This is a genomic window from Mesorhizobium sp. ISC11, from assembly GCF_037162595.1.
In the GTDB taxonomy this organism is placed as follows: domain Bacteria; phylum Pseudomonadota; class Alphaproteobacteria; order Rhizobiales; family Rhizobiaceae; genus Mesorhizobium; species Mesorhizobium ciceri.
Genome location: NZ_JAVSPW010000001.1, coordinates 19,345 through 32,436, shown reverse-complemented (window position 1 = coordinate 32,436; position 13,092 = coordinate 19,345). Strand labels below are relative to the sequence as shown.

Here is a 13,092-nt window from a genome sequence, read left to right as displayed (position 1 = left end):
CTCAGGCGTTGCCGTAGGTCTCGAACAGCACGCCGGCCAGGGCATCCTTGGCCGAGGTTCCCGACCAGACGACGAACTGGAATGCCTGGAAATAGCATTCGCAGGCTTCCAGCGCCGACGACAGCAACACTTCGACCTGCTGGCTCGACGGCTCGACCCCGCCGGCCAGCAGCAGCGACTGGCGGAACATGATCGCGCCCTCCTGCTCCCAGAGGTCGAAATGGCCAAACAGCATCTGCTCGTTGATCAGCGACAAGAGCCGCATCACTTCCAGCGTGCGGGTCTCCGGCACCTTGATATCGAAGGCGCAGGCCAGGTGCAGCGCCTCGAAATCCTCCATCCACGAAAAGGAGACGTGATAGTCGGTCCAGCTTCCGGCAACCGAGATCGAAATCTCGTCGTCGCCGGCCCGCTCGAAGGACCAGTCGTTGTTGTGGGCCACCTGCTCGATAACATCCACCGGATGGATTTCGCGGGAGAATTCGAGTTCGAGAAGTTCCATGGAATGCTTCCTGTCGTTCTGTACGAGCGCCGCCACACGCTCCGCGGGAGGGCACACACAACGAACAATCTTGTCTAGAACTCGGACGGCCAGGACTTTCTTCGCGCAAAGACGACTTCTCGACGCAAAGACCCCAGACCGGACCCCACCGCCCGGTCGCATGATCCTGCTCCGAATCATGCAACAAATTCAGTCTATTGATCGGGAGTCGCGTGAACAGCCCAATTTTTCGCACTGCGTCATTCGCATGTGGAAAGCCGCTGTCACAAAGATTCATGCAATGCCGTTAAGCGATTCACGGCAAAGCGCTTTTCAGGATCGGGCTATGTGGAAAAGTTTAACGATTATTTTTTTGTGCGCGGCTTGGCGGCCGTCGCTGGTGTGGCGTCGCCGGCCAGTTCGGCAAGCTTCGCCTCGAGCGCCTCGATGCGGGCGGCAAGGCGGGTGTTTTCTTCCCGCGCCTTGGCGGCCATCTCGCGCGCGGCTTCGAACTCTTCGCGCTGCACCACGTCCATCGTGTTGAGAATGCGCTCGGCCTGCCCCTTGAAGGCGGTCTCCACCTCACGGCGCACGCCCTGGGCGGCCCCGGCGGCGTCGGTCATCAGCTTGGCGAATTCATCGAGAATGCGGTTCGGTCCGGTCGACATGGCAAATCCTCGCGCTTGCACAAAATTGACGTAGTGGCGCCGCGCGTCGAATGCAAGCTTGTTGCACCTTGCTGCGGCATCAAGTCGAGTGCGCCCACCTTGCCTTGACCCTGCCAAAACCCTGCCGCATGGTCCGCGCCCAAACACGTTCGCAACCGAGAGTTCCCCGTTGAACGAATATTTCCTGCTGCCGCTGGCCTCCCTGCCCTTCCCCAACATCAACCCGATCCTCATCCAGATCGGGCCGCTGGCGGTGCACTGGTATGGCGTCGGCTATATCGTCGGCATCCTGTTCGCCTGGTGGTATGCCAAGCGGCTCGCCGCCAATGCCAGGCTGTGGCCGAACGGCGTCCTGCCGATGAAGCCGGAGGATCTCGACGATTTCATCGTCTGGGCGGCCATCGGCGTCGTGCTCGGAGGCCGCACCGGCTATGTGCTCTTCTATGATCTGGCGCGCTACATCGCGCACCCGCTCGATATCTTCGCCGTGTGGCAGGGCGGGATGTCGTTCCATGGCGGCCTGCTCGGCGTCATCCTCGCCATGACGCTGTTTTCCATCAAGCGCGGCATCCGCACCTGGTCGCTGTTCGATGTCGTGGCGGCCGGCGTGCCGGTCGGCCTTGGCCTGGTGCGCGTCGCCAACTTCATCAATTCCGAACTGTGGGGCCGACCAACCGACGTGCCCTGGGCGTTCGAGTTTCCCAATGGCGGGCCGTTTGCCCGTCATCCGAGCCAGCTTTACGAGGCGCTGCTCGAGGGTGTGGTGCTGTTCCTTGTGCTGCGCATTCTCACCCATTCGCGCCTCAGGCTGAAGACGCCGCGCTTCGTAGGTGGCGCCTTCATCTGCGGCTATGGCCTGTCGCGCATCTTCGTCGAGTTCTTCCGCGAACCCGACCAGCAGCTCGGCTATCTCCTCGGCACCAACTGGTTGACCATGGGCATGATCCTGTCGTCGCCGATGGTGTTGGCCGGCATCTGGGCGATGGCGACCGCCAAGCCGGTGACACAGCCGCAGCCGGCATGACACGGCTGAAGACCCGCATCGTCGACCTGATCGAGGCCCTGGGGCCGCTTCCCGTCAACGAGTACATGGCGCTCTGCCTGTTCGACCCGGCGGACGGCTACTACACGACGCGCGAGCCCTTTGGTGCGGGCGGCGACTTCATCACCGCGCCGGAGATCAGCCAGATGTTCGGCGAACTGGTCGCCGTGTGGCTTTATCAAGCCTGGCTGGCGGGCGGCCGGCCGCGGTCGGCCACCATCGCCGAGATCGGACCCGGCCGCGGCACGCTGATGAAGGACATGCTGCGCACGCTGTCGCGGCTCGACCCTGGCCTGGCCAACGGCGCCACCTTCGCCATGATCGAGACCAGCCCGCGCTTGACCGAGGTGCAAAAAAAGACGCTTGGCGTCACGCCCTTCGCGGTTGGCTGGCATGAAACCATCGAGACCCTGCCGCAACAATCGCTGTTCATCGTCGGCAACGAACTGTTCGACGCGGTGCCCATCCGCCAGTTCATCCGCGCCGGCGCCGGCTGGCGCGAGCGCATGGTCGGCCTCGACGAGACCAACGACCTTTGCTTCTTCGCCGGCGCCGGCTCGGTCGACCCGACGCTGCTGCCCACCGATGCCGCTCACGCGCCGCAAGGCGCGATCGCCGAAGTGGCGCCTGCCCGCACCGCGCTCATGGCAACAATCGCCGAGCGCATATCCAGGCATGGTGGCGCCGGCCTGTTTCTCGATTACGGCCATCTCCAGCCGGGTGTCGGCGACACCCTGCAGGCCTTGCGCAGCCACGATCACGAAGATGTGCTGGCCAATCCCGGTGAGGCCGACCTCACCTCCCACGTCGATTTCGCCGCCCTTGCCGCGATCGCGCGTGCACATGGCCTCGAAGCCCATCTCACGACACAGGGCGACTTCCTGCTCGGCATGGGCATCCTCGAGCGCGCCGGCCGCCTTGGCGCCGATGCCGGCCAGGCGGCGCGCGAAAGGATCGCCGGCGACGTCGAGCGCCTCGCGGGGCCGCAAGCCATGGGCGAGCTGTTCAAGGTGCTTGCGGTGCTGCCTCGCGGCGTGGCGGTTCGGCCCTTTGCCGAGGCGGATTGACTTTTTACCGCCGCCCCTCCCAATCTCCCGTCCGCGCTTTGCAGCCTGTTCTCGACCAAGCACCTTCTTCTTGACGAAACCGCCCACACGGACAACAACGCCCGCATGCTGAATCAGACCAAACCGGATCCCGTTCGGTCGCCGCTGCTGGACGAGGCGCAGGCACAAGGCATCCGCCACGGCTATTTCACCCGCGTCGGCGGTGTTTCCGGCGGCATCTATCAGGGCCTCAACATCGGCACCGGATCGAATGACGACCAGGCGCTGGTTGCCGAGAACCGCAGCCGCGTCGCTGCCTGGATGGGCGTGCCGGCAAGCCATCTGTTGACCGCCTGGCAAATCCATTCGCCCGATGTCGTCATCGCCAGGGAGCCCTTTGCCGGCGAGCGCCCCAAGGCGGACGCCATCGTCACCGATCGGCCGGGCATCGCCATCGGCGCCTCGACCGCCGATTGCGGTCCCGTGCTGTTCGCTGATGCGCAGGCGCGCATCATCGGCGCTGCGCATGCCGGCTGGAAAGGCGCGTTCACCGGCGTGCTCGAAAACACCATCCTGGCGATGGAAAGCCTCGGCGCCCGGCGCCAAAACATCGTCGCCGTGCTAGGCCCCTCCATCGGCCCGCGAAACTACGAGGTCGGCCCGGAATTCGTCGCCCGCTTTGTCGAAGCCGACGCCGAAAACATCCTCTATTTCGCTCCGTCCGCCAATGCCGGCCATGCGATGTTCGACCTCAACCGCTACACGGTTGACCGGCTGGCCAAGGCAGGCGTGATGGCTGAGGGCCTAGACCGCTGCACTTACGCTGAGGAAGGCCTGTTCTACTCCTATCGGCGCACCACGCATCGCAAGGAGCCCGATTACGGCCGGCAGGTTTCGGCAATTGTCTTGGAGAGGGAATAATGGCGCTGCATTTTGAACGATCTGAATTTGACGCGCGGCGCGACCGGCTGATCATCGAGATGGCCGAAAAGAAGCTCGACGCCATCCTGCTGTTCGCGCAGGAAAGCATGTATTGGCTGACCGGCTACGACACGTTCGGCTTCTGCTTCTTCCAGTGCCTGGTGGTCAAGGCCGACGGTTCGATGGTGCTTCTGACCCGCTCGGCCGACCTGCGCCAGGCGCGTCAGACCTCGATTATCGACAACATCGTCTTGTGGACCGACCGCAACGGCGCCAATCCTGCGGTCGACCTGCGCAATCTGCTCAACGAACTCGACCTGCTCGGCGCCCGCATCGGCGTCGAATACGACACCCACGGCCTGACCGCCTTCAACGGCCGCCGCCTGGACGAGCAGTTGCAGACCTTCGGCCAGATCGCCGATGCGTCCGGCATTGTCGGCCGGCTGCGCCTGTTTAAGAGCCCGGCCGAGATCGCCAAGGCCGAGAAGGCCGCCAATCTCTCCGACGATGCGCTCGACGCGGCACTGCCGCTGATCAAGCAAGGCGGCGACGAAGCTCTGATCCTGGCCGCCATGCAGGGCGCGATCTTCGCCGGCGGCGGCGACTACCCGGCCAACGAGTTCATCATCGGCTCCGGCGTCGATGCGCTGCTGTGCCGCTACAAGGCCGGCCGCCGCAAGCTCACCAAGAACGACCAGCTGACGCTCGAATGGGCCGGCGTCTTCAACCACTACCATGCGCCGATGATGCGCACGGTGCTGACCGGCAAGGTGTCGAAGCGCCATCAGGAACTGTTCGAAGCCGCCCGCGCAGCACTCCTGGCTGTCGAGAAGGCGATGATGCCGGGCAACAGCTTCGGCGACGTCTTCGATGCGCATGCCCGCACCATGGAGGCACACGGCCTGACCAAGCACCGGCTGAACGCCTGCGGCTATTCGGTCGGCGCCCGCTTCACCCCGTCCTGGATGGACATGCCGATGTTCTACCAGGGCAATCCCGAACCGATCGCGCCCAACATGACGCTGTTCGCCCATATGATCATCATGGACTCCGACACCGAGACGGCGATGACGCTTGGCCGCACCTACCTGACCACCGAATCCCAGCCCAGGCCGCTGTCCCGCCATGATCTCGACTTGATCGTAAAGTGAATCCACAGTGGGAGGCGTTCTTCGCCAAGGAGTTAGAAGGCAAATGAGACGATCGCATGTGACGACCGTGTCATTGCTTGTGGCATTGGCTCTTGCCGCCTGCACCAACGCAAAGGACGTGCTCGAACCGTCGGCGATCACCCCGCCGGCGACGTCGACCCAGACGCTGCCCGCAACGTCAGGCAACACGGCGGCAACGGTTCCGGCCGGGCCCGCCACCAGCACGTCTGGCGCTCCCGCAACCGCCGCCGCACCGGTCACATCAGCCCAAAGCGCTGCCATCCTGTCGAAGACCCGCTTGCAGATCGCGCCGATCGTAGGCGCTTCGGTGGAAGCTGCGACACCTCTGACGGCGGAGTTGCAGACCCGTGCCAGGCAGCGCGGCATCACTCTCGCCGGCAGCGCCGACCAGACCGTGACACATGTGCTGAAGGGCTATTTCTCGACGATGTCGGAAGGCGCCGACACCACCGTCATCTATGTCTGGGACGTCTATGACCCCGCTGGCAACCGGCTGCACCGCATCAATGGCCAGCAGAAGGCTCCGTCGGTCAATTCCGGCGCCAGCGCGGGCGGCGACAGCTGGAAGGGGATCTCGCCGGCCACCATGCAGGCGATCGCCGACCAGACCATCGACCAGTTCGCCGCCTGGCTCGGCGGCAAGGCGGGCTAGAGGCATCGGACCCCAAAGTGGAGACGGTTTTGGGAAAATCCGATGCCCAATGAGAAGAAGAACCAGCACAAGTCCCCTGCTCCCTGTTGCAGTCCGGCGATGGCGCGGAGCTTTCTTGAGTTTAGCCGGCGGATTCCCGATCTCGGCGCTTGCAATACCAGCGCGGGCCGCTAAAAGCCCGGTTAAAGGGCGCAAGCGAGTCCGTCAGGCCTCATCATCCTCCACCAGGAACCGTGCATGAAACTCTTCGCGGGCAATTCCAACAGGGTGCTGGCCGAAGCAGTCGCCCGGTACCTCAACGTCCCGCTGGGCAAAGCCACGGTCAGGCGCTTCGCCGACCAGGAAATCTTCGTCGAAATCCAGGAAAACGTGCGCGGCGAAGATGTCTTCATCCTGCAGTCGACCTCGTTTCCGACCAACGATCATTTGATGGAACTGCTCATCATGATCGATGCCTTCATGCGCTCCTCGGCCAAGCGCATCACGGCGGTCATCCCTTATTTCGGCTACGCCAGGCAGGACCGCCGCGCCTCCGGCCGCACGCCGATCTCGGCCAAGCTGGTCGCCAACATGATCACCCGCGCCGGCGTCGACCGCGTTCTGACGCTCGACCTGCATGCCGGCCAGATTCAGGGCTTCTTCGACATCCCGACCGACAATCTGTTTTCCGTGCCGGTCATGGCCCGCGACGTGAAGGCCAAATACAAGCAACTCGGCAACGTCGTGGTGGTTTCGCCCGACATTGGCGGCGTGGTCCGCGCTCGTGCGCTGGCCAAGCGCTTCGATGCGCAACTGGCCATCGTCGACAAGCGCCGCGAACGGCCGGGCGAATCGGAAGTGATGAACATCATCGGCGCGGTCGCCGGCAAGGATTGCCTGCTGATCGACGACATCGTCGATTCCGGCGGCACGCTGTGCAATGCCGCCGATGCACTGCTGGCCAACGGCGCCACCAGCGTCACCGCCTACATCACCCACGGCGTGCTGTCGGGCGGTGCCGTTGCCCGCATCAGCGGCTCGAAGCTGCAGGAACTGGTGATCACCGATTCCATCCAGCCGACCCAGGGCGTGCTCGACGCGCCCAACATCCGCGTCATCTCGATCGCCGACCTGATGGGCGAAGCCATCTCGCGCACGGCGACTGAGGAATCGGTGTCCAGCCTGTTCGACTAAACCCGCCTGCCCTTAAGGCGCGGAGCTTTCCAACCGAACCGGGCCGATCAGGCGACGAGCGACCTCGACGTTCTCGCGTGCGCCGCGCATATAGCCGCGCGGCGAGGTCCCCAGCATGCGCTTGAACATGGTGATGAAGGCCGGCACGCTGTCATAGCCGAGATCAAGCGCCACCCTGGTGATCGGCTCGCCGTCCGCCAGCCTGGGCAGCGCCGCGAACAGGCAGGCCTGCTGGCGCCATGTCGACAGCGACAGGCCGGTCTGGCGCTGGAAGGCGCGCGTGAAGGAACGGCGGCTCATGCCGGCTGCATCGGCCCATTCGTCGATGGTCGCATGCGGCGACGGTGCTGCGACGAAGCGTCGGCACAGCGCCGACAATCTTGGATCGGACGGAAATGGCAGCCCGAGAGGCCGTTCCGGCAAGGTCGGGATTTCGTGCAGCAAAAGGTTCATGATCAGCCCACCGCGTCCTTCCAGAACGCCGCCTTGCGGGAGCTTCTCCGATTCCACGATCAGGCTGTGCATCAGGTCGGTGACGCCCACAACGCGCAAGCCTTCGGGCAGCCCGGGGATCGCCTGTGGCATGACATAAACCGAACGCATCGAGACGTCGCCCAGCATCTCGACGGAATGCTCGGTGCCGGCTGGAATCCACATCGCGTGGTCGGGCGGCACCATCCAGCGCCCGTAGCGTGTCGTCACCAGCACCACACCGACAAGCGCATGCAAGAGCTGGCTGCGGCTGTGGCGGTGCTGTGGCACGCGGTAGCCGTCAGGATATTCGGTCGGCAATGCCACCGCCGGCCCGGCCACTTGCTCAAGCCACTGCCAGCGGCTCTCGTGCAACTGGCCGAGATTGGCATTGCCAGCGTGAAAGACTTCTTTGCCGTGCGGCATCTAGTTATGGCCCACTTGCGAAACTATTGGACCAAACCACGAAAGAAGTCGTCTCGCAAGCGGCTTATAAGGCACCGTCCCTAGGGTGGCCGCAAGGAGCGTCCGCCAGTTGCCTGCGGGCGTGCCCGCCAAAAAGACCACGGAGCCTACCTTGACCGATACGACAGCAGCCAGCGTCGCCCCACCGGCGAGCGCCAGTCACGCCTCAGCCCAGGCGACGGCCTTCACCGTCATCCTGGCGGTGAGCTTCTGCCACTGCATCAACGACATCATGCAGTCGCTGCTATCGGCCATTTACCCGCTCCTGAAAGAGAATTATGGCCTCGATTTCTGGCAGATCGGCTTGTTGACCTTCACTTTCCAGGTGACCGCATCCTTGCTGCAGCCGCTGATCGGCATGATCACCGACAAGCGGCCGATGCCCTATTCGCTGCCCTACGGCATGGCGTCGTCGCTGATCGGCCTGATCGTGCTCGCCTATGCCGGGCATTATTCGCTGCTGCTGATCGGCGCCTCGCTGATCGGCATCGGCTCGGCGATCTTCCACCCGGAATCCTCGCGCATCGCCCGCTTCGCTTCCGGCGGCCGCTTCGGCCTGGCGCAGTCGCTGTTCCAGGTGGGCGGCAATTTCGGCCAGTCCATGGGGCCGCTGCTGGCGGCCTTCATCGTCGTGCCGTTCGGCCAGACCAGCATTTCCTGGTTCGCCGTCGGCTCGCTGATCGGCATCATCGTTTTGTGGCAGGTCGGCGGCTGGTACAGCCGGCTGCGTGCCGCGCAGGGCACCCGCAAGGCGGCGAGCTTCGTTTCGCCCTTCCCGCGCCGCAAGGTGATGAATGCATTGATCGTGCTGACACTGCTGGTGCTGAGCAAGAATGCCTACATCGCCAGCCTCGCCAGCTACTACACCTTCTATTCCATGCATAAGTTCGGCGTTTCTGTGCAGATGAGCCAGGTCATGCTGTTCCTGTTCCTCGGTGCCTCGGCGCTGGGCATCCTGCTCGGCGGCCCGTTCGGCGACCGCTACGGGCAAAAGGCGATGATCTGGTTCTCCATCGTCGGCGTGCTGCCCTTCACGCTCGCCCTGCCCTACGCCAATCTGGAATGGACGATGGTGCTGACGGTGCTGATCGGCCTGATCCTCTCCTCGGCGTTCTCCAACATTGTCGTCTTTGCGCAGGAGCTCGTGCCGGGTCGCGTCGGCATGATCGCCGGCATCTTCTTCGGCTTCGCCTTCGGCATGGGCGGCATCGCGGCGGCCGTGCTCGGCGTCGTCGCCGACATGAAGGGCATCGATTTCGTCTTCCAGATCTGCTCCTATTTGCCGTTCCTTGGATTGCTGACCGTGTTCCTGCCCAACATGAAGGAAGCGCGCAAGGCGCAGGCGGCCGCCTAGATCAGGCCTGAAACCCACGCAAGGAAAAGCACCCGCCGGACGGCGGGTGCTTTTTTCGTTCCAACGGCCTATGCTTTGAAGAAGGCCAGCAGGTCGGCGTTGACGATGTCTGCATGGGTCGTGGCCATGCCGTGCGGGAAGCCCTTGTAGACCTTGAGCTCGCCCTTCTTGAGCAGCTTGATCGTCAGCAGCGCCGAGTCCGCGATGGGAACGATCTGGTCGTCGTCGCCGTGCATGACCAGCACAGGCACGTCGATCGCCTTCAGATCCTCGGTGAAGTCGGTTTCCGAAAAGGCCTTGATGCAATCATAATGCGCCTTGGTGCCGCCCATCATGCCCTGGCGCCACCAATTGTCGATGACGCCCTGCGATACCTCTGCGCCCGGGCGGTTGAAGCCGTAGAACGGACCTGATGGAACGTCGCGGAAGAACTGGGCGCGATTGGCTGCCTGCGCGGAGCGGAAGCCGTCGAACACTTCGATCGGCAGGCCGCCGGGATTGGCGGCAGTCTTGAGCATGATTGGCGGCACCGCGCCGATCAGCACCGCCTTGGCGACACGGCCGCCGGCGCCATACTTGGCGACATAACGCGCCACTTCGCCGCCGCCGGTCGAATGGCCGACATGGATGGCGTTCTTGAGGTCCAGATGGGCTGCGAGTTCCGCGACGTCGGCGGCATAGGTGTCCATCTCGTTGCCGATATCCGTCTGGGTCGAGCGGCCATGGCCTCGGCGATCATGGGCAATGACACGGTAGCCCTGTGACACGAAGAACAGCATCTGGGCGTCCCAATCGTCGCTGCTCAACGGCCAGCCGTGATGAAAGACGACAGGCTGCCCGGTCCCCCAGTCCTTGTAGTAAATCTGCGTTCCGTCCCTGGTGGTGATCGTACCGCTGCCGGAGCTGGGTTTGGTTTGCGAGGTCATCTCAATCTCCTTCTGGTTATTTTCGCGATAAACAATATCGCGATAACGACATAGCTAACGCGGCCTAAAGCCCTTGTCCACACAAATATGTATCGCGATATCATTTTTCGTGGTATCGAAATGATGCCCACATTGGCAAAAGGAATGCGCCGTGCCTCTCCCGTTGGACAATCAGCTCTGTTTCACGCTCTATGCCACCAGCATGGCGATCAACCGCACCTACAAGCCGATGCTGGACGAGATGGGCATCACCTATCCGCAGTACCTGGTGTTGAACGCGCTTGGAGAGGCCGACGGCATGTCGGTCGGCACCATCGCCCATCGGCTCGCTTTGGAATCGAGCACCGTCACGCCGCTGGTGAAGCGAATGGAGCAGGCCGGGCTGGTGACCCGCCAGCGCAGCCAGACCGACGAACGCCAGGTGCAGGTCGATCTGACATCAGCCGGGCGCGCACTGCTTGTCCAATGCAACTGCCTGAACGAAGCCTTGGTCGAACGCTCGGGCATGACGCTGACTGAGCTCGATGCGCTGAACCGGCAGATCCAGGCGTTACGCGCCGCGTTGACCGGCGACCGCTAGCACGGCTTGACGACGGCTAGCCAAACGTCGGAAGAGGCCACCATCATGCGGACTTAAGCACGGCAAATGGCCGTTTGCGCATGGCTCGCTTTGCCTGGAAACTGACGGCGGGAGCGGGACGGCCGACATGGAAGCCCTGGATCTTGTCTATGCCGAATTCGCGCATAAGGGCCATCTGCTCGTCTGTCTCCACCCCTTCGACCAGGATTTTGTGGCCGCGATTTCGAACCAGGGTGATAATGTCCTGCAGCATCGCCTTGCCGCTCGGGGAGCTGCAGTCATGCAGAAACGAGCGATCGATCTTCACCGTATCGAAATCGATCAGGCGAAGCCACGAAAGACCCGCGAAGCCGGTCCCGAAATCATCAAGCCAGATCTTGATCCCGAGCAGCTTCAGGTCGCTGATGCAGCGCAGGATGTCGGAGTGCATCTCCATCTCCAGCCCTTCGGTGATCTCGAAGGCCAGCCTGCTGCCTGCGACACCCGTCTCGCCCAGAATGGTCGCGACCGACGTCGCGAAGCCCGGTGTCTTGAGCTGGATCGGGGAGACGTTGACACTGACGACACGGACGTGGTCGTCCGCCAGCAGTTCGGCGCACACTGTCCTTATCGCCCAGCGCCCGAGTTCCAGGATCGCGCCGGTCCGTTCGGCCACCGGAATGAACAGGCTCGGCGGAACCGATGTGCCGTCGAGCATCTTGAGGCGCATCAGAGCCTCCACCGCTTCAACCCGGTCCGATTTGACATCCTGGATAGGCTGGTAAACGAGTGAAACGAGATTCTGGCCGATCGCGATCTTCAGCAAAGCCGCAATGTTCTCGCTCTCGTCACTGCTTTGCGGGTCGGTTGGATCGAACAGCCGGGCACAATTTCGGCCGCCGGCTTTTGCCAGATAGAGAGCGCGATCGGCCTCGTGAATGATTTTCTCCAGCTTGGCCCCGGTCTGCGTCCGGGTGAATGCGGCGCCAACGCTTACCGTTACGATCGAGACGCCGTCGCGCCGCAGTTCGTGCGTCAGAGCCAGGTTCTCCACCGTGCTGCAAATGGCTTCCGCGATGTCCAGGATCTGCTCCTTTTTCTCCATGCGAGCCAGGACGATGAACTCTTCGCCGCCATAGCGGCCGATGGAGCCATTATACTGTTTGATCATATCGCTAAGGGCATTGGCGACATGGATCAGGCAGCGGTCGCCTTCCTGATGGCCGTAGCAGTCATTGAACTTCTTGAAGAAGTCCACGTCGATGAGGATCGCCCCAAAGCTGGTGCCGACCTTTTGCCAATCGTTCCAGTAGTCTCGCAGCTTCTCGTCGATCGCGCGCCGGTTCTCCAGACCCGTGAGCGGATCGGTCCGCGACAACCTCAGCAGGGCCTTGCCGCGTTCGGTCGCCTCATTGTGCTGGATCTTGGCTTCCAGGGCGTTCAGGAAGACGTTGTAGCGTTCCTCATTCAGTTTCCAGTTCACATATGAGGTGAACGTGAAACAAGAAACATAGAAAGCCCCAAATACCATTTTGTATATGAGAGTTGAGGGAACAAAGTAATTTACGATATAAAGTATACATAAGATTATTGTCGAGGTTACGATAGAAAGCTTGAAATTGAATGTAAAGAAAAGATTGGCACTCATCATGAATATGGTCCCAAAGACCATATAGTAAGAGACGCTTTCCTTGTCCGCGCCCATAATCGCCGGACACAGCCAACCAACATAGCCAAAGATGATGGCCCCGGCGCAGGTCACGTCGAGCCATTCCGTCCCGACGCCGTGGCGAAGCTGCGCTTCCAGGATCAAAAGCGCGCTCAAGCCGACCGCGAAGCGCGCCGTGATCGTATAGGCGGCCACATCCGGGATCAGCAGCAGATCCGTTGCCGAAAACAAGAGATAGATCGCAACTGCGATCCAAAGCCCTGGCCTGGCTTCCCCTCTTCGCGTCGCCCGGGCTTCGGTGCGGTAGAGGGCGCGAAGTTCGTCGGCCCCCAGTTCGTAGCGCGGCTCGTACGGCTCCGCATCAACCGTATCGGCCAATGCGGATGACACGTGTTCGTTCATCACAATCGACCCCTTTTGAAAGGGATTTTGTTTTCCGAACTCATTTCCAGCTTCTGCCCCCACGCGGGCCGGCTCCTTGGGACGCGACGGC

The 13,092-nt window shown here is 62.5% G+C and carries 13 protein-coding genes; 8 read left to right on the top strand and 5 right to left on the bottom strand.

Annotation, left to right across the window (positions count from 1 at the left end):
- Position 1: 1 nt before the first annotated feature.
- Both RPF88_RS00175 and RPF88_RS00170 read right to left on the bottom strand, forming a co-directional pair.
- Positions 2-502, bottom strand: coding sequence for a YbjN domain-containing protein (locus RPF88_RS00175; RefSeq protein WP_013530009.1), 501 nt, complete (start codon positions 500-502; stop codon positions 2-4).
- Between the two features lie 344 nt (positions 503-846).
- Complete coding sequence (locus tag RPF88_RS00170; RefSeq protein ID WP_013530008.1) at positions 847-1,149, bottom strand: accessory factor UbiK family protein; 303 nt, start codon at positions 1,147-1,149, stop codon at positions 847-849.
- A 169-nt stretch (positions 1,150-1,318) separates the two neighbouring features.
- Here RPF88_RS00170 and lgt point away from each other — a divergent pair, with 169 nt between their 5' ends.
- The 6 genes from lgt (at position 1,319) to RPF88_RS00140 (ending at position 7,155) form a co-directional block, all read left to right on the top strand.
- Positions 1,319-2,173 carry a prolipoprotein diacylglyceryl transferase gene (gene lgt, locus RPF88_RS00165; RefSeq protein ID WP_337121363.1) on the top strand — a complete coding sequence of 285 codons (855 nt, stop codon included), beginning with the start codon at positions 1,319-1,321 and terminating at the stop codon, positions 2,171-2,173.
- On the top strand, positions 2,170-3,258 hold the full coding sequence (locus RPF88_RS00160) for a class I SAM-dependent methyltransferase (RefSeq protein WP_337121362.1): 1,089 nt from the start codon (positions 2,170-2,172) through the stop codon (positions 3,256-3,258). Before lgt ends, RPF88_RS00160 begins: the two co-directional genes overlap by 4 nt.
- Before the next feature lie 105 nt (positions 3,259-3,363).
- Positions 3,364-4,158: a peptidoglycan editing factor PgeF gene (gene pgeF / locus RPF88_RS00155; protein ID WP_337121361.1), complete on the top strand. Its 795-nt coding sequence runs from the start codon at positions 3,364-3,366 to the stop codon at positions 4,156-4,158.
- Positions 4,158-5,309 (top strand): M24 family metallopeptidase, encoded by a 1,152-nt coding sequence (locus RPF88_RS00150; protein WP_337121360.1) that lies wholly within the window; start codon positions 4,158-4,160, stop codon positions 5,307-5,309. The genes pgeF and RPF88_RS00150 overlap by 1 nt, the downstream gene beginning before the upstream one ends.
- 43 nt (positions 5,310-5,352) lie before the next feature.
- Positions 5,353-5,982 carry a hypothetical protein gene (locus RPF88_RS00145; RefSeq protein ID WP_063168841.1) on the top strand — a complete coding sequence of 210 codons (630 nt, stop codon included), beginning with the start codon at positions 5,353-5,355 and terminating at the stop codon, positions 5,980-5,982.
- Positions 5,983-6,219: 237 nt separating this feature from the next.
- Positions 6,220-7,155: a ribose-phosphate pyrophosphokinase gene (locus RPF88_RS00140; RefSeq protein WP_013530002.1), complete on the top strand. Its 936-nt coding sequence runs from the start codon at positions 6,220-6,222 to the stop codon at positions 7,153-7,155.
- Between the two features lie 12 nt (positions 7,156-7,167).
- On the opposite strand, the gene RPF88_RS00135 is transcribed toward RPF88_RS00140, so the two are convergent.
- On the bottom strand, positions 7,168-8,052 hold the full coding sequence (locus tag RPF88_RS00135; protein ID WP_013530001.1) for an AraC family transcriptional regulator: 885 nt from the start codon (positions 8,050-8,052) through the stop codon (positions 7,168-7,170).
- 151 nt (positions 8,053-8,203) lie between these two features.
- On the opposite strand from RPF88_RS00135, the gene RPF88_RS00130 reads away from it, so the two are divergent.
- Positions 8,204-9,445 (top strand): MFS transporter, encoded by a 1,242-nt coding sequence (locus RPF88_RS00130; protein ID WP_063170320.1) that lies wholly within the window; start codon positions 8,204-8,206, stop codon positions 9,443-9,445.
- A 68-nt stretch (positions 9,446-9,513) separates the two neighbouring features.
- On the opposite strand, the gene RPF88_RS00125 is transcribed toward RPF88_RS00130, so the two are convergent.
- Positions 9,514-10,371 carry an alpha/beta fold hydrolase gene (locus RPF88_RS00125; protein ID WP_337121359.1) on the bottom strand — a complete coding sequence of 286 codons (858 nt, stop codon included), beginning with the start codon at positions 10,369-10,371 and terminating at the stop codon, positions 9,514-9,516.
- Positions 10,372-10,522: 151 nt separating this feature from the next.
- Between RPF88_RS00125 and RPF88_RS00120 the strand changes: the two genes are divergently transcribed.
- Entirely contained in the window at positions 10,523-10,951 is a 429-nt protein-coding gene (locus RPF88_RS00120) for a MarR family winged helix-turn-helix transcriptional regulator (RefSeq protein ID WP_013529998.1), read from the top strand.
- A gap of 43 nt (positions 10,952-10,994) precedes the next feature.
- On the opposite strand, the gene RPF88_RS00115 is transcribed toward RPF88_RS00120, so the two are convergent.
- On the bottom strand, positions 10,995-13,001 hold the full coding sequence (locus RPF88_RS00115) for a putative bifunctional diguanylate cyclase/phosphodiesterase (protein ID WP_032808605.1): 2,007 nt from the start codon (positions 12,999-13,001) through the stop codon (positions 10,995-10,997).
- Positions 13,002-13,092 lie beyond the last annotated feature (91 nt).

Bases quoted from the DNA above. Each gene is read 5' to 3' on its own strand.
- RPF88_RS00140 (WP_013530002.1), top strand. From the start codon at position 6,220: ATGAAACTCTTCGCGGGCAATTCCAACAGGGTGCTGGCCGAAGCAGTC.
- RPF88_RS00125 (WP_337121359.1), bottom strand. From the start codon at position 10,371: ATGACCTCGCAAACCAAACCCAGCTCCGGCAGCGGTACGATCACCACC.
- RPF88_RS00170 (WP_013530008.1), bottom strand. From the start codon at position 1,149: ATGTCGACCGGACCGAACCGCATTCTCGATGAATTCGCCAAGCTGATG.
- pgeF (WP_337121361.1), top strand. From the start codon at position 3,364: ATGCTGAATCAGACCAAACCGGATCCCGTTCGGTCGCCGCTGCTGGAC.
- RPF88_RS00135 (WP_013530001.1), bottom strand. From the start codon at position 8,052: ATGCCGCACGGCAAAGAAGTCTTTCACGCTGGCAATGCCAATCTCGGC.
- RPF88_RS00160 (WP_337121362.1), top strand. From the start codon at position 2,170: ATGACACGGCTGAAGACCCGCATCGTCGACCTGATCGAGGCCCTGGGG.
- RPF88_RS00175 (WP_013530009.1), bottom strand. From the start codon at position 502: ATGGAACTTCTCGAACTCGAATTCTCCCGCGAAATCCATCCGGTGGAT.
- RPF88_RS00115 (WP_032808605.1), bottom strand. From the start codon at position 13,001: ATGAACGAACACGTGTCATCCGCATTGGCCGATACGGTTGATGCGGAG.
- RPF88_RS00150 (WP_337121360.1), top strand. From the start codon at position 4,158: ATGGCGCTGCATTTTGAACGATCTGAATTTGACGCGCGGCGCGACCGG.
- RPF88_RS00145 (WP_063168841.1), top strand. From the start codon at position 5,353: ATGAGACGATCGCATGTGACGACCGTGTCATTGCTTGTGGCATTGGCT.